This window comes from Bacillus sp. LJBS17, assembly GCF_019334685.1.
GTDB classification, from domain to species: domain Bacteria; phylum Bacillota; class Bacilli; order Bacillales; family Bacillaceae; genus Bacillus; species Bacillus subtilis.
Genome location: NZ_CP079759.1, coordinates 1,093,643 through 1,112,107, shown reverse-complemented (window position 1 = coordinate 1,112,107; position 18,465 = coordinate 1,093,643). Strand labels below are relative to the sequence as shown.

Genomic DNA, 18,465 nt, shown 5'->3' with positions numbered 1-18,465 from the left:
TGGGGAAATATAAGCGGATATTTCGTTGTTAATGGATCAGATTTGAAGTGAGTGCTGCCAGAGGGTGAAATGAAAGAAATAATTGACGACTTACGATTGAAAAAGAGGTTAAAATGAATAACCTCTTTTTCTTATATAAAGATATAAAATGATAAAGGGAAATCTATCGTTACGTTGATTCTCTTATAATAAGCTTTGTTGGCAGTTTAATAATTCTTCTGTTTAAAGAGGCATTACCCGAAATGGACTCGATGATTTTCAACACAGCCTGCTGGCCTAATTCTATTACGGGAATATCAATTGTTGTTATGGTCGGAGTAACGACTTGGCAGATCAATTGGTTGTCAAAACCAATTACAGCTAAGTCTTCTGGAACTTTAAAGCCATTTTTCATCGCCTGTTTAATAATCCCTGCGGCGACTTGATCATTTCCTGTAAATATTGCTGAGGGTCTGTCCTTTAGATCCTTTATCTTATGAAAAACACGAAAGCCATCCTCGATATTAAACATTTCGCCGAATATCCATTCGCTTCTATGATGTAAATTGTAATCTTGTAAAGCTTTCAAATAACCCTCTTTCCTCTGACATTGAGCTTCGCTATATGGAGTATCAAAACAAAACCCAATTTTTTTATGCCCTCTTTCAATTAAATGTACTACCCCCATGTATGCGGCTTCAAATTCATCATACCCAATTATCGTGATGTCCGCTGAGTGATGATATTCATTACATAATAAGATAGGACCATACTTTAAGAAAGGGGATATCTGATCCCATTCATTTTCTAAAGTTCCAAGAATAATACCATCCACTTCTTTATGCTTCAATAACTCTAACAATTCTAGCTCTGTCTGTTTGTCATAAAAGGTCTGAAATACAATTACCTTGTAATTCTTAAACAGTGCTTCATGTGAGACCCCTTTTATTAATTGAGCAAAAAATGGATGGTCAATACTCGGAACCGATAAAGCTATCGTTTGTGTCTTATTTCTCCTAAAATTCCGAGCTAAATAATTGGGAGTGTAGTCAAGTTCGTTAATTGCCTTTAAGATCATATCTCTTTTTTCTTTCGACACATACGGATGATTATTCAATACTCTTGACACTGTGGTTTTAGACACATTGCATAATTTTGCTATTTCATCAATTGTAGGCATATTTTCCCTTCCTTAAAAAAGTTGTTGACATGTTACCGATTTCAGAAATTAGGATAAATTTGTAATAAATTTTTAGATTATAAAATCATTGGAGGTACTGTTCATGCAAAAACAGGTTAAGATTTCAGGTAAAAGCAAAGAAAACATGTCACTATTAAAACACTTAAAAGGTGACGTACAAGGAAAAGAACTTGTTATTGAAGACAGTATTGTAAACGAGCGGTGGAAACAAGTATTAAAGGAAAAGATAGATATTGAACATGATCTTTTCAACTATCAAAAAAATCGTGAAATCAGTAAAGTCCCTTTTTTGCCTGTAGACAGATTAATAACCAATGATGAAGTGGAAGATATCTTAAATACATTAACTGAAGTTTTGCCAACTGGAAAATTTACGAGTGGTCCCTATTTAGAGCAATTCGAAAAAGTTTTATCTACATATTTACATAAAAGGTATGTAATTGCAACCAGCAGTGGAACCGATGCTATTATGATAGGTTTATTGGCTTTAGGGTTAAACCCAGGGGATGAAGTTATCATGCCGGCTAATAGCTTTTCAGCTACTGAAAATGCTGTGTTAGCTTTGGGAGGCGTTCCTATCTATGTAGATATTAACCCACAAACATTCTGCATCGATCCTGACAAAATTGAAGAAGCAATAACTTCTTATACAAAGTTTATTCTACCTGTGCATTTATACGGAAAACATTCAGACATGCAGCATATCCGTCAAATCGCAAATCGTTATAAATTAAAAGTAATTGAAGATGCCTGCCAAGGAATTGGACTGACAGACTTAGGAAAGTATGCAGACATCACTACATTAAGTTTTAATCCCTATAAGAATTTTGGTGTATGTGGCAAGGCTGGGGCAATAGCAACTGATAATGAAGAACTCGCTAAAAAATGCATTCAATTTAGTTATCATGGTTTTGAAGTAAATGTAAAAAATAAGAAAGTCATCAATTTTGGATTTAATTCAAAAATGGACAATTTACAGGCAGCAATTGGTTTAGAGAGAATGAAGTACCTTTCATTAAACAACTTCAAAAGACTGTTCTTGGCGGATAGATACATTACCCAATTAGCAGAGTTGCAGAATAAAGGCGTTATTGAATTACCAGAATTAAGTGAAGATCATGTATGGCATCTGTTTCCTATTAAGGTGAGAACAGAAGATAGAGCAGATATCATGACTAAATTAAATGAAGATTTTGGTGTTCAAACAGATGTATATTATCCAATACTGTCTCATATGCAAAAAACTCCTTTAGTACAGGACAAGTATGCAGGACTCCAATTGGTTCATACGGAAAAGGCTCATAGTCAGGTACTGCATTTGCCTTTATATCCGTCATTTACTTTAGAAGAACAAGACAGAGTAATGGAGGGACTGTTTCATGTTATTAAGCAAGAAATCGGAGTATAAAACGTTATCCACGGTTGAACATCCTCAATATATTGTTTTTTGTGATTTTGATGAAACGTATTTTCCGCATACAATCGACGAACAAAAGCAACAAGACATTTATGAACTCGAAGACTACCTAGAACAAAAAAGTAAAGATGGGGAACTAATAATCGGATGGGTTACTGGGAGCAGTATAGAATCTATTCTCGATAAAATGGGACGAGGAAAATTTAGATATTTTCCGCATTTTATAGCTAGTGATCTTGGAACTGAAATTACGTACTTTTCAGAGCATAACTTCGGTCAGCAAGATAACAAGTGGAACAGTCGCATTAATGAAGGGTTTAGTAAAGAAAAGGTTGAAAAACTTGTGAAACAGCTACATGAAAAACATAACATTCTTTTGAATCCTCAAACTCAATTAGGAAAGTCACGGTATAAGCATAACTTCTACTATCAGGAACAAGATGAAATAAACGACAAGAAAAACCTATTAGCAATTGAAAAAATCTGCGAGGAATACGGCGTTTCAGTAAATATAAATCGGTGTAATCCCTTAGCAGGCGATCCAGAAGACAGCTATGATGTAGATTTTATCCCCACAGGGACAGGAAAGAATGAAATTGTAACGTTTATGTTAGAGAAATACAACCTAAATACCGAAAGAGCTATCGCATTTGGGGATAGTGGAAATGATGTTCGTATGCTACAGACAGTAGGGAATGGATATCTGCTCAAAAATGCAACACAGGAAGCCAAAAACTTGCACCACCTTATAACTGATAGTGAGTACTCAAAAGGAATTACTAATACCTTAAAAAAATTAATTGGATCATGAGGAGGAAATAAAAATGAAGAAGATCGGCATCATAGGTGCAGGTGGTATTGCAAGAGCGCATGCAACTGCTTTATCTACAATAAAAAATGCAGAGTTGGTAGGGGTATATGACATAAATCAACAAAATGCAGAAAGCTTTGTGAAAACTTTCGGCGGGAAGTCATTTGAAAACGTAGATGAACTAATTGATGCCTCAGAAGGTTTAATTGTAGCATCACCAAACTTTTGCCATAAAGAACATGCTTTGCAAGCATTAGGAAAACATAAGCATGTATTGTGTGAAAAGCCTATGGCTATTTCTCTTGAAGAAGCAAGCATAATGAAAGATACTGCTGAAAGGTTGAGCGTAAGAGCCAGTATGGGATTTAATTATAGATATTTATCTTACGTAAATATCTTAAAAAGCTTAATTATCAATAATGAACTAGGTAACATCCTGTCCATAAAAGTACACTTCAAGAAAAATAGTGCACTTAGGCGCAAGAAGTTTACTTGGAGAGATGACGCTAACAGTAAGAAGACGAGTGGTTCATTGGGGGATCTGGGTATTCACCTTATCGACATGGTATGGTATTTGTTTGAGAGTGATTTCATCACAGAATCAGTAAGGGCAAAGATGAACACAAATGTAAAAACAAAAGAGGATAAACAGGTACTAGTAGATGACTATGCAGAAATTTATGGCCAGCTGAAGAACAAGGTATTTGTAAATATCATCACATCAAAATGTTCTGTACCTGAAGACTGTGGTTTTAGCATTGAGGTAGTTGGACACAAAAAAGAGTTTAAATACCACACAGGTAATCCTCACGTTTACAAGCTCATAGATGGCTTGAACGTGGTAGACTGCCCAGTACCGCAAAGCCTATTAAACGATCCGCCAAACGAGTTTTATGGATGGGCTGATTCTTTTAGAAGCGAGTTAATCAATTGGATTGCATCAACTCAGAATGATTGGGTTGAGATCCCTACTTTTAGTGATGGTTTTAGATCTCAGGAAGTGTTAGAAATGTTCTTTGAGAAAGACAGCAACTCTCAACCAATGTCTGTTTCAGCAGTCAACTAGTATTTCAAAGAGAGAAGTTACTAAAAAAGCAGGAATTTACTTTCCTGCTTTTTCATATAGGGGTGTAATGAATGTTAAGAGGGACATATTTATTCGGATATGCTTTCTTTTTTACAGTAGGTATTATCCATATATCAACAGGGAGTTTGACACCATTTCTATTAGAGGCTTTTAACAAGACAACAGATGATATTTCGGTCATAATCTTCTTTCAGTTTACCGGATTTCTAAGCGGAGTATTAATCACACCGTTAATGATTAAGAAATACAGTCATTTTAGGACACTTACTTTAGCTTTGACAATAATGCTTGTAGCGTTAAGTATCTTTTTTCTAACTAAGGATTGGTATTATATTGTTGTAATGGCTTTTCTCTTAGGATATGGGGCAGGCACATTAGAAACGACAGTTGGTTCATTTGTTATTGCTAATTTCGAAAGTAATGCAGAAAAAATGAGTAAGCTGGAAGTTCTCTTTGGATTAGGCGCTTTATCTTTCCCATTATTAATTAATTCCTTCATAGATATCAATAACTGGTTTTTACCGTATTACTGTATATTCACCTTTTTATTCGTCCTATTCGTAGGGTGGTTAATTTTCTTGTCCAAGAACCGAAAGTACGCTAAGAATGCTAACCAACAAGTGACCTTTCCAGACGGAGGAGCATTTCAATACTTTATAGGAGATAGAAAAAAATCAAAGCAATTAGGCTTTTTTGTATTTTTTGCTTTCCTATATGCTGGAATCGAAACAAATTTTGCCAACTTTTTACCTTCAATCATGATAAACCAAGACAATGAACAAATTAGTCTTATAAGTGTCTCCTTTTTCTGGGTAGGGATCATCATAGGAAGAATATTGATTGGTTTCGTAAGTAGAAGGCTTGATTTTTCCAAATACCTTCTTTTTAGCTGTAGTTGTTTAATTGTTTTGTTGATTGCTTTCTCTTATATAAGTAACCCAATACTTCAATTGGGTGGTACATTTTTGATTGGCCTAAGTATAGCGGGCATATTTCCCATTGCTTTAACACTAGCATCAATCATTATTCAGAAGTACGTTGACGAAGTTACAAGTTTATTTATTGCCTCGGCAAGTTTCGGAGGAGCGATCATCTCTTTCTTAATTGGATGGAGTTTAAACCAGGATACGATCTTATTAACCATGGGAATATTTACAACTATGGCGGTCATTCTAGTAGGTATTTCTGTAAAGATTAGGAGAACTAAAACAGAAGACCCTATTTCCCTTCAAAACAAAGCATCAAAAACACGTGTAAATGAAAGATACTAATAGACATATCGTAAGTAAGAAGAGGACTTAATGTCCTCTTTTTACTTTTCAAATAAAAATAAAACAAATGAATGAATTGAGGTAAATACATGTACAAATTTATATATATAGAAGATACATTGAGTGAAAAAGATCAGTGGTTCCAATTATTAGAAAGTAAAATCACAAGTTACTTGGGTATTCTAGAGATCTCTGACCAATTTCAGAATAGGTTGATTCATAACGAATTGTTGGATGGTACGGCATCTCTGCAGAAGATATTGGCAAGTTAACAACAGACTTAGCTGAGAAATGACAGGGTCTATTAAGTGGGGGTACGAAAATTCTTATGCGTGAAAATGAAACAAGTATTACATTTGTTGATTCTATGGGAGTATTAGCCGAAATAGAAAGTGAGACATTCCTCCCAAGAGGAAATAAAAGGACTAAATAGGTGGCTTGCTACAGAAGGTCTTTCCTTGTTTATATGGAGAAAACAGTGTTTTAGCAAGGGAGATAGTAGATGATAGAAGTGGGCAGAGCTATCAGAAAACATATCTGTAAAAAAATAATTCTAAAATTCCCTCGAAATATTTTGAGAGCATCAAAAGCCAAAGAGCAAATTTTGAGATGAACCGAAGATGCATGTAAACTAAAGGGAAATCCTAAAATTAATAGGGGCGATATGATGAAAAAGATTATTAAAGGAAGTTTGCTGCGCGACAATCCCGAGAAGGCAATGCACTTATATTATGGAATATGTTTAGGAATCTGGCTGATTTATAATTTGGTGACATCCGGCTCCCCTGGACTGCCGCTTATGATTTTAGTCGGAGGAAATCTGATTTACGTTACAATCTTGAAAAAGAAAGAAGAAACGTGAAAAACACGCACCGCAGTGCGTGTTTTTTATTTAAAAATGCTAGGAAGCCCCCCTTCAATTTCTTCTGACGACGGATACCATTTTGTCACCAGATCCCGAAACAGCCGTTCCGCAAAAAGAATCTCTTCCTCGGTATAGCGGTCAAAAAATGACAGAAAACGCTGTTCAGCCTTCTGATGATAATATTTGTGCAAACTGTGCAGCTTTTTTCCAGCAGGCGTCAATCGGAAGTAGACCTCCTTTTTATTATCGCTGAGCTGTGTTCTGTGAAGGAAGCCTGCGCCGAGCAATTTTGTGCAGATGCGTGATACAGTCGCTTTTGTCGTATTCATTTTTTCTGCTATCGACGTGACATTAATTGGTTCATTGTCCCCGACACAGGATAGAACATGAATTTCTGTCATCGTCAATTGAGATTTACTCCCGTGCTCTACATCCAGCTTCCTCAATTCGTCAGATAAAAAGGCTTTAATAAGCCCCTCCCATTTCTCCTGTTGATGAATGAGCTCCGCATACAATTCAAAAAGATTGCGTTTCGTATGATCTGTGTTCATCGGGTTTTCCATCCTTTTTCATTCGATTGTTTCTTCTATCATACCGTTTTGTTACAGATGAAACAATCGAATTGAATTATACTCGGCTGGTGACGGAAAACCAGCGGCTTATCCCTTTTGGAATCACCTCGGAACAATCGGGCGCTGATGCATCCACCGCCCAGGCTACATGTCCATCGGGACGAATCAATATGGTATGCACATCCCGCAACTTTTCATTCGGTTCTGCAAGCGAGGCGGTTACCATACGTAAGCCTTTCACTTCGATATGATCATCAGCTTCCTGCCTCAATGACAGCAAAACGAATGTCCCGTTTTGGAGAAAGCTGTACAGCCGTTCCGAATTGCCGTCGGAAAGAATCAGCTTCATGTCAGGGAGCCTTGCCCCGTTCAAACGATTCGGCGGCATGGTACGATCAGCTTCATATCTGACATCGAGTGCAGAAATTTGCCCTGCTACATATCGATTCACATCAGGGAAGGCCAGCAGCTCCGACATCATGCTTCGCAAATGGAGGCCTGCTTGAGTGAAATCGATCAGCTTTGTCTGTGCCTCCGTGTTTCTGAGGAGCCCTTCAGCTGCCGGGTGCCGCTCGTCATGGTAGCTGTCCAAAAGCCATGAAGGCGCAGAGCCTTTGATGGCCGCCGCCAGTTTCCACCCAAGGTTCATTGCATCCTGAAGGCCGACATTCAGTCCTTGCCCGCCCGCCGGAAAATGAATATGCGCGGCATCACCCGCAAGAAAGATTCTGCCGTCCCGATACCGTTTCGCTTGGCGCGCGGCGTTCCCGAACCGCGACATCCACGAAGGGTCGCTTAAACCAAAGTCAGTTCCGCAAATTCGCAGGAGGTCAGCTTTCAGCTCTTCCTCAGTCACAGGCACATCTTTCGGCGTTTGCGTGCGATAAGGACTGATCACAACGACACGGTATCGGTCTGGAGATAACGGAACAATCATAACACCGCCCTCTTTTGTGCAAAGGGACAGCACGCCTGACGGCGGCGGAGAAAGGAGCGCCACATCCCCAAGCGCAGCGGTGACAGTGCTGTCTGTTCCCGGAAACTCAATTTTTGCCTGTTTCCGGACGGTACTCCCGGCGCCATCTGCCCCAACGGCAAACTTGCTTGTGATCGTCCGTACACTGCCGTCCCGATCCTTAAAAATCGTTTGGACCGCTTCCCCGTTTTGCGTAACCGACAGCGCCTCTGCACCCCGAAACACCTCTGTTCCCAGCCTTCGTGCATGATCTTCAAGCAGCTTTTCTGTTTTGGACTGCGGGAGCAAAAGCGTGTAAGGACAGCTCGTATCCAAGCCTGAAAAATCCAGACGGGTATCCAGCATTGAAAAATGTCCGGAAGGTATCTTGCTTCCCTTGGATACGAACCGCTCTAAAATCCCTCTCATCTCAAGGAGCTCCAGCGTTCGGGGATGCAGCGTCAACGCCTTGGAATGCGGAACAGGTTTTTCAAGCCGTTCAATCACACATGTTCCCACTCCGGCCATCGCAAGCTCAGAAGCCAGCATAAATCCAACCGGTCCTCCTCCTATAATCACTGCTTCATATTTCATCATCATTCACCACTCCTTTTGTTTCATGAAAAACGAACAAAAACCAATAAAAACGACCCTCCAATCAAAAAAATATATAAATTTTGTTACGCTGGTAACAATTTTGATTATAGCTCCTTACAAATTTTTCTTCAACACATTTTTCCAAACGGCATACAAAAAGACGCCTCTTCCATTAGCGTCTTTTTATTCGGCATCAGAAATCACACCGACAATATTTTTTTCTCTTATCGGACCAAAATGCCGGCTGTCGAAGCTGTATATGCGATTATCTCCAACGACAAAATATTTTCCTTTCGGCACCTTGCTTGTTCCCGTCACATCTTTCAAAGAAAAATCACCCGTTACATGGCTGCCGGCAGAAACAGATTTCAAATGCTTCAAAAATGGCTCAGCAACCTGCTTTCCGTTCACATACAGCTGATCATCTTTATATTTGATCGTTTCACCGGGCAAGCCGATTACCCGTTTAATCAGCACTTTATGATCAGGGCCTTTAAAAAGGACGATGTCAAAACGATGGATGGTTTTAAATCGATGCGAAAATTTATTGACCAACAATTCGTTTCCTTCCTGGAAGGTCGGGTTCATACTGACGCCTTCTACCTTGTAATCAATAAAGACAGCATTTTTAACCTGAATGGCGAGAACAACGGACACTACACCGGCAAGAAACCAAAACCGTTTTTTCATGTTACTGTCTCCCTCCATCATGCTCACGCTGACTGGCTCTTACATGCAGATACCGCTCCACCTTTTTGCCGACATACCATAAGACAGTGATCACCAATACGGCGATGACCGTTCGAATCGGCTGTGTAATCAGCGCGTGCAGATCATATCCGATGAAGCTGATCATAAAAATCATGACAAGCTTCCCCGAGGCTGCCGCCAAAATAAACGGCCGCGTTCCGATCCTTGACAAACCGGCAACAACATTCACCGCGGCTGACGGTGTAAATGGAAAACAAAGCAGAAGAAACATGGGACCGAAGCCGTGTCTTTCCACCCATAACATCAGCTTTCTTACAGACGGATGACTGCGGATAAATCCAAGCAATTTTCTCTGTCCGTATTGACGGACAATCAAAAATACGAGAATGGAACCAGCAGTTGATCCCGCCCAAGACAGGATGAATCCTTCCCACAAGCCAAACGAGTTCGTATTCGCCACCACAAACACGATCAGCGGCAAAAACGGGAGAAATGCTTCAATTAAAGGCAGCAGCACAGCTATGAGCGGACCGAAAGCCCTATAGCTTTGAAATAATTCAGTTAAATGTTCTTGTGTCAAATAGGATAAAAAATGCTCCAACATTTATACTCCTTACCGGGTTTGTCTATCCTTATTCTACACATTATCAGCAGAAAACTAAAAAGTTTTGGTGATTTTTTCTGTCTTGAAACATTTCACCAGCCGATATAGAATACAAATAGAACAAACGTTCCCTTAGAAAGAAGGAGTCAATATGCCAAATCTGCAGGAGGAAATATACGATTTAATTGAACGGGCTCTCTTTTTGCCCATGGCCATTACGATTTTTAACCGTGATCTCGCCGGAATTGAAGAAAGCACATTAAAATTGAAGCATCCTTATAAACAGCTTATCAGCGAATCATTAAAAATAGCACAAAAGGATTTGATGGAGGTCAGAAAAGAACTGAGGAAAAGAAAAATTGCAATCCGCGAGACGGAACGCGATGAAGCCTTTACGCTCTATACATTTGTCATCGACGGTTATGAAGAAAACCATCGCTATTTTAATCCGCGAATCCGTGAGCAGGTCAGCGAATTATTAACATACTATCTATTTGCCCCGGACAGACTCCGAGCCTTTTGAATCATACTGCCCGTTCCCTCTTCGGGCGATTCAGATCATTAATTTCAGACAATTCACACTATACAAACAAAATAAATTTATTTATAATTCGAACCACAGCCTTTCCCCTTAAAAAGTGACATGTGCTGCCATATCTGCGACATCATTTTCAGTACGCTTAGGCTTGTACACCCCAATCCTAAATAGAAGGAGGATTCTATGAAACTGATTCACGTTCTTGCCGCTTTGCCCTTTATCGGAATCTTACTCGGCATCCCTTTTGCAAATAAGGTGACCCCCTATGTGTTCGGCATGCCGTTTATTCTTGCCTATATTGTGATGTGGGCTCTTTTGACCTCTGCGCTGATGGCGATTGTGTATGTCCTCGACAAGGAAAATAAAAAGGAGGAAGCAGAATGAATGCAGCTCTCATCATCATTTTCGGTATCCTGCTCTTGAGTATTTTTCTCGGTATACGCGCCCAAAAAGGAAAAGACATGAACCTGGAGCAGTGGACGGTTGGAGGGCGCGGCTTCGGAACTGTGTTCGTCTTCCTTTTGATGGCAGGCGAAATTTATACTACTTTTACGTTTCTCGGCGGCAGCGGCTGGGCCTACGGAAAGGGCGGTCCAGCCTTTTATATCATCGCCTACGGATGTCTGGCCTACATCCTTTCTTACTGGCTTCTTCCAGCAGTTTGGACGTACGCGAAACAGCATAAACTAATGTCGCAATCTGATTTTTTCACAAAAAAATACAACAGTCCGCTGCTTGGCATTCTCGTTTCACTGGTCGGCATCGCCGCACTCATTCCCTATCTTGTACTGCAGCTGAAAGGCCTCGGGCTGATTGTATCGGAAACCTCGTACGGCAAAATCACCCCGACCGCCGCCATCTGGATCGGCGCTGTTTCCATCACGGTTTATGTTATGGTTTCAGGCATTCACGGGTCTGCCTGGATATCGGTTGTGAAGGACATCATGATTCTGGTTGTCGTTCTGTTTTTAGGTGTGTATTTGCCAATTCATTACTACGGCGGATTTCAAGACATGTTTCAGCAGATTGAAACGGCAAAGCCTGGCTTTCTTACGCTATCCGAATCGGGACAAAGTGTGGCCTGGTTCAGTTCAACCGTACTCTTGACAGCGCTCGGGTTTTACATGTGGCCTCACACGTTTTCCGCTTCGTATTCAGCCGAAAACCCAAAAGTGTTTCGTAAAAACGCCATCATCATGCCTTTGTACCAGCTGGTCCTGCTCTTCGTCCTTTTCGTCGGCTTCGCGGCTATCCTGCAAGTTCCAGATCTGAAAGGCGCAGACGGGGATCTATCGCTTTTGAAACTGTCTCTGCAAGCATTTGACCCTTGGTTTGTCGGAATTATCGGTGCTGCCGGACTGCTGACAGCACTTGTGCCAGGGTCTATGATCTTAATGTCCGCCTCCACGCTGTTTGCAAAAAATGTGTACAAGGTAATTGCGCCCCGCACGACAGAACAACAGGTATCGGCTCTTGCTAAGTTTTTAGTGCCGGTGATTGCGTTGATTTCGGTGTATTTTACCTTCAAAGGCGGGAATACCATCGTTACGTTGCTTTTGATGGGCTACAGCCTTGTCACACAGCTATTCCCCGCCCTTTTGTTCAGCCTGTTCAAGCATAATATGGTGACAAAGCAAGGAGCCTTCGCCGGCATTATTGCAGGTGTCGGAGCAGTTACTTATATTACAATGACGGAAACGACGATCGGCACTTTATTTCCGGCGCTGCCGCAAGCCGCAAAAGACCTGAATGTTGGCATCGTCGCCCTGCTTTTGAATATCTCGGTCATGATGGCAGTCAGCCTAATGACAAGGAAGGCGAAAAGCGCTGCGGCCGATCAGGCTGCATAAGCATAAAAAAAGCAATCTGGACACCAGATTGCTTTTTCTTATTTACCGTTCACAGGCGATAAGATCTTTATCGCGGTCTTTGTTTTTATTGGCATCGTAAAGCGCCTTAGAAACGTAAGGCTTGTACTTCGTTTTTCCGCCTTTGTTTTTCACCTTCGATGTGCGGGCCACTCCGCCTTTGTATACTTTGTTTAGCTCCTTGCAGTTCTTATAGACCTTCACCTTTGTTTTGGCTTCTGCCACATGGTCAGCTCCGTATGAAAAACCGAAAACGAGACCGAGTGACAGCAAAACCGCGGCAGCTTTTTTCATGACGATTCACTCCCCCAACACCCAATATTTAGTTGATTTATAGCTCGAATTTATCATAATTCATATAGTCTTATTTGACAAGATAAATATGGAAGAAGTCTTTGTTTTTTCTTGTTTTCTTTTTCCTTCACTATTCAAACTGCCAAAACATGTTTTTCTGCTTATGCTCAGGGGTACACATACGAATGTACACCAAACAGAAAAGGAGCGTTGATGATGTCTGATTCAAATCTTACGAATCCTATAAAAGCATTTTTTCATGATGAATTTCCTGAACAATATCAAGAGCCGCCAGGCCTGCAAAAGAACATGAAGCCTGTCCCTGATTGCGGAGAAAAAAGCTACAAAGGATCAGGTAAACTAACGGGTCGAAAAGCGCTTGTCACGGGCGGCGATTCCGGTATCGGCCGCGCTGCCGCGATTGCTTACGCCAGAGAAGGTGCCGATGTGGCCATTAACTACTTGCCCGAGGAACAGCCAGATGCTGAAGAGGTAAAAGAGCTGATTGAAGCAGAAGGCCGAAAAGCAGTGCTGATCCCCGGAGATTTGAGCGACGAATCCTTTTGCCAAGATCTAGTCAAACAGTCGCATCACAAACTCGGCGGACTTGATGTGCTAGCGCTCGTTGCAGGCAAACAGCAAGCGGTCGAAAACATCGAAGATCTGCCTACTGAACAAATCTATAAAACATTTGAAGTGAACGTCTTTTCCCTTTACTGGGTTGTAAAAGCGGCGCTTCCGTATTTGCCGGAGGGAGCTTCAATTATCACAACTACCTCAGTTGAAGGCTATAATCCAAGCCCGATGTTGTTAGATTACGCAGCAACAAAAAACGCCATTATCGGCTTTACCGTTGGACTGGGAAAACAGCTTGCTTCCAAAGGCATCAGAGTAAATTCAGTTGCACCCGGACCAATTTGGACACCGCTGCAAATTTCCGGCGGACAGCCGACGGAAAACATCCCGAAATTCGGACAAGGCACGCCGCCAGCTCCATTAAATCGCGCTGGTCAGCCAGTGGAATTGGCCGATGTTTATGTATTTCTAGCTTCAGAGAATTCAAGCTATGTGACATCTCAGGTATATGGCATCACCGGAGGAATTCCGACGGCATAGCTTTATGAAAGGAGCTGCCCTGTGGGTCAGCTCCTTTCTATTTTCTAATACCGCTCCCCGAGCTCACGCAAAATAAAATCATAAATCATCTTCGTCCGCTCTTCCTTCGGGTACAGCATAAATTCCTGCCTTTTCGGCACGCGGTGGTCGATTCTGTCTTGGAATTTGGTTCTGAGCCACGCTGTTCGGTATACCTGGTTCTCGAACGAATTATAAGAGATCGGCAGCTCCATCGTTTTCCCATTGGAAAACGTCACTTCCGTATCGTCGAATTCAGTCGCTTTGAATTCTTTTACGTGCACATGGGAAATCCAGCCGCATTGGGGTCTTGTCGAAGAAAGTGTAGGGAATAAAAAGATTTGGTTCGAAGGGTCCACCATGATCGGCGGCTTGTGTGAAATTTTTGTCACTTCATAAGTTCCTGCTTTTCTTCCCGCATAGCTTGATCCAAAAAATCGGCAGCTTCTGTCGACAATTTGCAGCGGCTTCATGTTGACATAAAACACGCAATCTTTTTCAATAATTTTGGAACAGATTTTGCCGTCTATTTCTTCTGGCAGCACTGCAATTGTTGCGCCGTTCACTTCATACGATTCTAAAGGTGCGTCTGTTTTCTGACTCATATTATGGCCTCCATCCTTTTTCTGCAAAATTTATACTAATAATCTATCATCTGTTTTTATAAAACGACAGGTTTTTTTAACATTTAAGATAAAATCATCTTTTAATGATATTTAATGGTACTAAATGACTAGTAATAAACCGATTTTACTTTCATAAGATTTGCCGGTTTACGGCATTTTGCAGGATATGTCGATAGATTGCCAAGTATTAGTTGTCTAAAAATTATAAAAATTTATTGATTTTTTCGACCGTTATCCATATACTATAAAAAAGGCATTGGGGGGATTCTTTATGAAAGAGAAAAAATCGTACACTGAGCTCATGAAGTCCCGCAACACGCAAAAAACAAAAGAATTCGATGTCACAATGACGGATATTTACATTCAAATGGTGCTCGATGAATCCTTGTATAACCGTCGGCTTGCCATGCTGACGGACCAAATTAACAAAGCCTTGGACGAAAAAGATAAAGATGCGTTTCTTACGCTCTCTAAAGAATATGCAGCGCTCAAGCAGAGCGAATAAGCCAATCCTTCAAGGATTGGCTTTTTATTATCCGTTCACAATTGTTCCGCCATTGACGTGAATCGTCTGCCCTGTGACGTATGTGGAATCGTCGCTGGCAAGGTATAGATAGCTTGGCGCCACTTCGACCGGCTGTCCCGGGCGTTCCATCGGCACGTCTGAACCAAACACTTCCACGTCTTTTGCGGCAAAGCTGGCCGGGATAAGCGGTGTCCAAATGGGACCCGGTGCCACTGCATTGACCCGTATGCCCTGCTGAACAAGCGACTGGGAAAGGGACCTTGTAAACGTAACGATCGCGCCTTTTGTCGCTGAATAATCGATCAGCGTTTTATTGCCTTTATAGGCGGTAATTGAAGCGGTATTAATAATAGAGCTCCCTTTTTTTAAATGAGGCAGCACTGCCTTTGTTAAGTAAAACATGGAAAAAATGTTTGTTTGGAAGGTTCTCATCAGCTGGTGGCTGGTGATTTTTTCAATGCTTGGCTGGACATGCTGCTCAGCTGCATTGTTAACCAATATATCAATGGATGGAAACACTTGGCTTGCCTGCCCGACCACATCATTGCAAAACGCTTCATCCCCGACATCTCCTGCAATCAGCAGGCATTTTACCCCTTCCTTTTCTACATACTGCTTTGTTTCCTCGGCGTCCTGATGTTCATTCAAATACACAATGACCACATTAGCCCCTTCTTTTGCGAATAACACCGAGACAGCGCGTCCAATCCCGCTGTCTCCTCCAGTAATAATAGCGGTTTTGCCCTCTAATTTTTTCGCTTTCTTCGGCTTATCAAAAACCGGACGCGGGTCCATCAGATATTCAAAACCAGGCTGCTGGTTCTGGTGCTGAGGCGGTAATGTTTTCTTTTTTTGATTCGCCAATGAAATCACTCCTTTTCAACCTTATTATGTTATGAACAATGCCTGCTTCCTATGTATGAAAAGATAGAATATGGAAAAATTAAGAATAAATCTGATTGGAGGTATAACGGCTTGGCTAATCAACATTTTGCAAAGGAAGCACCTGAAACATACTGGAAAACATCAACTGACCTGCCTTCTTTTCCTGCGCTTCAAGAGGACACTGAATGTGACGTCACCATTATCGGAGGCGGGATTACGGGAATCACAACGGCATATGAACTTACGAAGAGAGGCTTCCGTGTCGTTTTGATTGAAGCAAATCAGGTTCTTAACGGAACCACTGCGCATACAACTGCTAAAGTTACCGCACAGCATGACATGATATACGACGAATTTATCCGCCATTTCGGATTAAACCATGCGAGGCTTTATTATGAAGCAAACCAAAACGCAATTGATTACATAAAAGGCATTGTGGATGAACATCAAATTGATTGTGAATGGATCGAGCAAGACGCATATCTTTATACGGCAAATGAAAACGCTGTTCAAAAAATCCGCACCGAGCATGAGGCATACACAAAGCTCGGAATTGAAAGAGACCTTATCAAGGATCTTCCAATTCCCTTAGGTTCTAAGCTGGCGCTTGTCATGAAGAATCAAGCTCAATTTCATCCGCTTCAATACTTAAAAGCGCTTCTGGAGCAAATTGTTCAAAAAGGCGGCCGAATTTATGAAGAGACCGTTGCGCTTGATATCAAAAAAGGCGAAAGGCCCGAAGTGGTAACAAAAAGCCGGCACGCCATTAAGAGCCGCTTTATCATATGCTGTTCCCACTTCCCTTTTTATGACGGAGGCGGATTATATGCTGCGAGAATGTACTCCGACAGATCTTATGTCCTTGCCATCAAGCCGAAGATCGAGTATCCCGAGGGCATGTATTTGAGTATCGATCAGCCGTCAGTGGCGCTCCGCTATACGGTTGTAAACGGTGAAAAGCTGATTCTCTTCAGCGGAGTAAGCCATAAAACAGGCCAGGGAAAAGCCATGTCTACACATTATGAAACACTGAGACAACTGGCCGAAAGCTCCATCGGCATCGAAAGCATTCCATATTATTGGTCCACACAAGATCTAGTGACGATCGACAAAATCCCGTTTATCGGGCCGATGTCGGAAAATGAGGACAATATTCTAGTAGCGACCGGGTTCAAAAAATGGGGCATGACGTCCTCAGCAGTCGCAGCCACTCTATTGTCAGACCTTGTGGAGAAAAAAGACAATCCATACGAAAGCATTTTCACTCCGTCCCGTTTCCATCTGAATCCCGGGTTGCAGAAAGTGATTTCCTACAATGCCGATGTCGCCAAGCATTTGATTAAAGGAAAGCTTGAAAAGCCTGATGTCCAATTTGAAGACATTTCGCCAGGAGAAGGGAAAGCCGTCACCATAAACGGCAGGCGAGCGGGAGCATTTCGGGATGAGACAGGCTGCCTCCATCTCGTTGATACGACTTGTACCCATTTAGGCTGCGAGGTCGAGTGGAACGACAGTGAGCATACGTGGGATTGTCCGTGCCACGGGTCACGCTTTAAGCCATCTGGCGAAGTTGTAGAGGGTCCGGCCATTAAACCATTAAAACAAATAGATCTCGATTAAACCGTTCATTTTAATGAACGGTTTTTCAAATATTTTTCATCTGCAGCTTCATTCATGTTTCCCTTGGCCGATAAAAAAGAAAAAGGCTTAAAAAGCCAAAAAGTAAAAATTATATTTTTCCCAAGGGGGATCATTGTATTGTTATTTAAAAAAGACAGAAAACAAGAAACAGCTTACTTTTCAGATTCAAACGGACAGCAAAAAAACCGCATTCAGCTCACAAACAAACATGCAGATGTCAAAAAACAGCTCAAAATGGTCAGGTTGGGAGATGCTGAGCTTTACGTGTTAGAGCAGCTTCAGCCACTCATTCAAGAAAATATCGTAAATATCGTTGATGCGTTTTATAAAAACCTTGACCATGAAAGCTCATTGATGGATATCATTAATGATCACAGCTCAGTTGACCGCTTAAAACAAACGTTAAAACGGCATATTCAGGAAATGTTTGCAGGCGTTATCGATGATGAATTCATTGAAAAGCGTAACCGAATCGCCTCCATCCATTTAAGAATCGGCCTTTTGCCAAAATGGTATATGGGTGCGTTTCAAGAGCTTCTTTTGTCAATGATTGACATTTATGAAGCATCCATTACAAATCAGCAAGAACTGCTAAAAGCCATTAAAGCAACAACAAAAATCTTGAACTTAGAACAGCAGCTTGTCCTTGAAGCGTTTCAAAGCGAGTACAACCAAACCCGTGATGAACAAGAAGAAAAGAAAAACCTTCTTCATCAGAAAATTCAAGAAACCTCTGGATCGATTGCCAATCTGTTTTCAGAAACAAGCAGATCAGTTCAAGAGCTTGTGGACAAATCTGAAGGCATTTCTCAAGCATCCAAAGCCGGCACTGTAACATCCAGCACTGTTGAAGAAAAGTCGATCGGCGGAAAAAAAGAGCTAG

The 18,465-nt window shown here is 41.4% G+C and carries 19 protein-coding genes and 1 pseudogene; 12 read left to right on the top strand and 8 right to left on the bottom strand.

Annotation, left to right across the window (positions count from 1 at the left end; genetic code table 11):
• Nucleotides 1-169 precede the first annotated feature (169 nt).
• Nucleotides 170-1,159, bottom strand: coding sequence for an NTD biosynthesis operon transcriptional regulator NtdR (gene ntdR, locus KXZ66_RS05695; RefSeq protein ID WP_003245736.1), 990 nt, complete (start codon nucleotides 1,157-1,159; stop codon nucleotides 170-172).
• Between the two features lie 103 nt (nucleotides 1,160-1,262).
• On the opposite strand from ntdR, the gene ntdA reads away from it, so the two are divergent.
• The 5 genes from ntdA (at nucleotide 1,263) to KXZ66_RS05670 (ending at nucleotide 6,628) form a co-directional block, all read left to right on the top strand.
• Entirely contained in the window at nucleotides 1,263-2,588 is a 1,326-nt protein-coding gene (ntdA, locus tag KXZ66_RS05690) for a 3-dehydro-glucose-6-phosphate--glutamate transaminase (protein ID WP_015715634.1), read from the top strand.
• Nucleotides 2,560-3,408 (top strand): kanosamine-6-phosphate phosphatase, encoded by an 849-nt coding sequence (gene ntdB / locus KXZ66_RS05685; protein ID WP_122895183.1) that lies wholly within the window; start codon nucleotides 2,560-2,562, stop codon nucleotides 3,406-3,408. The genes ntdA and ntdB overlap by 29 nt, the downstream gene beginning before the upstream one ends.
• A gap of 13 nt (nucleotides 3,409-3,421) precedes the next feature.
• Nucleotides 3,422-4,474 carry a glucose-6-phosphate 3-dehydrogenase NdtC gene (gene ntdC / locus KXZ66_RS05680; protein ID WP_021479609.1) on the top strand — a complete coding sequence of 351 codons (1,053 nt, stop codon included), beginning with the start codon at nucleotides 3,422-3,424 and terminating at the stop codon, nucleotides 4,472-4,474.
• 71 nt (nucleotides 4,475-4,545) lie between these two features.
• Nucleotides 4,546-5,766 carry a glucose/mannose transporter GlcP gene (glcP, locus tag KXZ66_RS05675; RefSeq protein WP_219144842.1) on the top strand — a complete coding sequence of 407 codons (1,221 nt, stop codon included), beginning with the start codon at nucleotides 4,546-4,548 and terminating at the stop codon, nucleotides 5,764-5,766.
• 664 nt (nucleotides 5,767-6,430) lie between these two features.
• Nucleotides 6,431-6,628, top strand: a complete 198-nt coding sequence (locus KXZ66_RS05670) for a hypothetical protein (RefSeq protein ID WP_014479377.1) — start codon at nucleotides 6,431-6,433, stop codon at nucleotides 6,626-6,628.
• Between the two features lie 26 nt (nucleotides 6,629-6,654).
• On the opposite strand, the gene KXZ66_RS05665 is transcribed toward KXZ66_RS05670, so the two are convergent.
• The 4 genes from KXZ66_RS05665 to KXZ66_RS05650 form a co-directional block, all read right to left on the bottom strand.
• Nucleotides 6,655-7,182 (bottom strand): MarR family transcriptional regulator, encoded by a 528-nt coding sequence (locus tag KXZ66_RS05665; protein ID WP_134991607.1) that lies wholly within the window; start codon nucleotides 7,180-7,182, stop codon nucleotides 6,655-6,657.
• A gap of 76 nt (nucleotides 7,183-7,258) precedes the next feature.
• The gene (locus KXZ66_RS05660) at nucleotides 7,259-8,758 is read right to left on the bottom strand and encodes a monooxygenase (protein ID WP_134991608.1); all 1,500 of its coding nucleotides are present in this window, start codon (nucleotides 8,756-8,758) and stop codon (nucleotides 7,259-7,261) included.
• 180 nt (nucleotides 8,759-8,938) lie between these two features.
• Entirely contained in the window at nucleotides 8,939-9,445 is a 507-nt protein-coding gene (gene lepB, locus KXZ66_RS05655) for a signal peptidase I (protein ID WP_003233128.1), read from the bottom strand.
• Between the two features lies 1 nt (nucleotide 9,446).
• The gene (locus KXZ66_RS05650) at nucleotides 9,447-10,070 is read right to left on the bottom strand and encodes a TVP38/TMEM64 family protein (protein WP_010886465.1); all 624 of its coding nucleotides are present in this window, start codon (nucleotides 10,068-10,070) and stop codon (nucleotides 9,447-9,449) included.
• A gap of 151 nt (nucleotides 10,071-10,221) precedes the next feature.
• Between KXZ66_RS05650 and KXZ66_RS05645 the strand changes: the two genes are divergently transcribed.
• From KXZ66_RS05645 to KXZ66_RS05635, 3 genes are all read left to right on the top strand, one after another.
• The gene (locus KXZ66_RS05645; protein WP_014476361.1) at nucleotides 10,222-10,593 is read left to right on the top strand and encodes a YhjD family protein; all 372 of its coding nucleotides are present in this window, start codon (nucleotides 10,222-10,224) and stop codon (nucleotides 10,591-10,593) included.
• A gap of 198 nt (nucleotides 10,594-10,791) precedes the next feature.
• Nucleotides 10,792-10,992: a DUF3311 domain-containing protein gene (locus KXZ66_RS05640; RefSeq protein WP_003224377.1), complete on the top strand. Its 201-nt coding sequence runs from the start codon at nucleotides 10,792-10,794 to the stop codon at nucleotides 10,990-10,992.
• Complete coding sequence (locus tag KXZ66_RS05635; RefSeq protein ID WP_032725349.1) at nucleotides 10,989-12,458, top strand: sodium:solute symporter family protein; 1,470 nt, start codon at nucleotides 10,989-10,991, stop codon at nucleotides 12,456-12,458. Before KXZ66_RS05640 ends, KXZ66_RS05635 begins: the two co-directional genes overlap by 4 nt.
• Before the next feature lie 42 nt (nucleotides 12,459-12,500).
• Here KXZ66_RS05635 and KXZ66_RS05630 read toward each other — a convergent pair whose 3' ends face one another.
• Nucleotides 12,501-12,770, bottom strand: coding sequence for an excalibur calcium-binding domain-containing protein (locus tag KXZ66_RS05630; RefSeq protein ID WP_021479615.1), 270 nt, complete (start codon nucleotides 12,768-12,770; stop codon nucleotides 12,501-12,503).
• A 216-nt stretch (nucleotides 12,771-12,986) separates the two neighbouring features.
• Here KXZ66_RS05630 and KXZ66_RS05625 point away from each other — a divergent pair, with 216 nt between their 5' ends.
• Nucleotides 12,987-13,886 carry an SDR family oxidoreductase gene (locus tag KXZ66_RS05625; protein WP_041851019.1) on the top strand — a complete coding sequence of 300 codons (900 nt, stop codon included), beginning with the start codon at nucleotides 12,987-12,989 and terminating at the stop codon, nucleotides 13,884-13,886.
• Between the two features lie 44 nt (nucleotides 13,887-13,930).
• On the opposite strand, the gene comK is transcribed toward KXZ66_RS05625, so the two are convergent.
• Nucleotides 13,931-14,509, bottom strand: a complete 579-nt coding sequence (gene comK / locus KXZ66_RS05620; RefSeq protein ID WP_003245329.1) for a competence transcription factor ComK — start codon at nucleotides 14,507-14,509, stop codon at nucleotides 13,931-13,933.
• A 292-nt stretch (nucleotides 14,510-14,801) separates the two neighbouring features.
• Here comK and KXZ66_RS05615 point away from each other — a divergent pair, with 292 nt between their 5' ends.
• A complete protein-coding gene (locus tag KXZ66_RS05615) occupies nucleotides 14,802-15,035 on the top strand; it encodes an IDEAL domain-containing protein (protein ID WP_003233142.1) in 234 nt (77 codons plus the stop codon).
• A gap of 27 nt (nucleotides 15,036-15,062) precedes the next feature.
• Here the strand turns inward: KXZ66_RS05615 and KXZ66_RS05610 are convergent, their stop codons facing one another.
• Complete coding sequence (locus tag KXZ66_RS05610) at nucleotides 15,063-15,920, bottom strand: SDR family oxidoreductase (RefSeq protein ID WP_021479616.1); 858 nt, start codon at nucleotides 15,918-15,920, stop codon at nucleotides 15,063-15,065.
• Nucleotides 15,921-16,031: 111 nt separating this feature from the next.
• Between KXZ66_RS05610 and KXZ66_RS05605 the strand changes: the two genes are divergently transcribed.
• Nucleotides 16,032-17,561: an FAD-dependent oxidoreductase gene (locus KXZ66_RS05605; protein ID WP_049140685.1), complete on the top strand. Its 1,530-nt coding sequence runs from the start codon at nucleotides 16,032-16,034 to the stop codon at nucleotides 17,559-17,561.
• Between the two features lie 54 nt (nucleotides 17,562-17,615).
• Nucleotides 17,616-18,242, top strand: a pseudogene (locus KXZ66_RS22815) (protoglobin domain-containing protein); the annotation flags it as partial.
• Nucleotides 18,243-18,465: the final 223 nt, after the last annotated feature.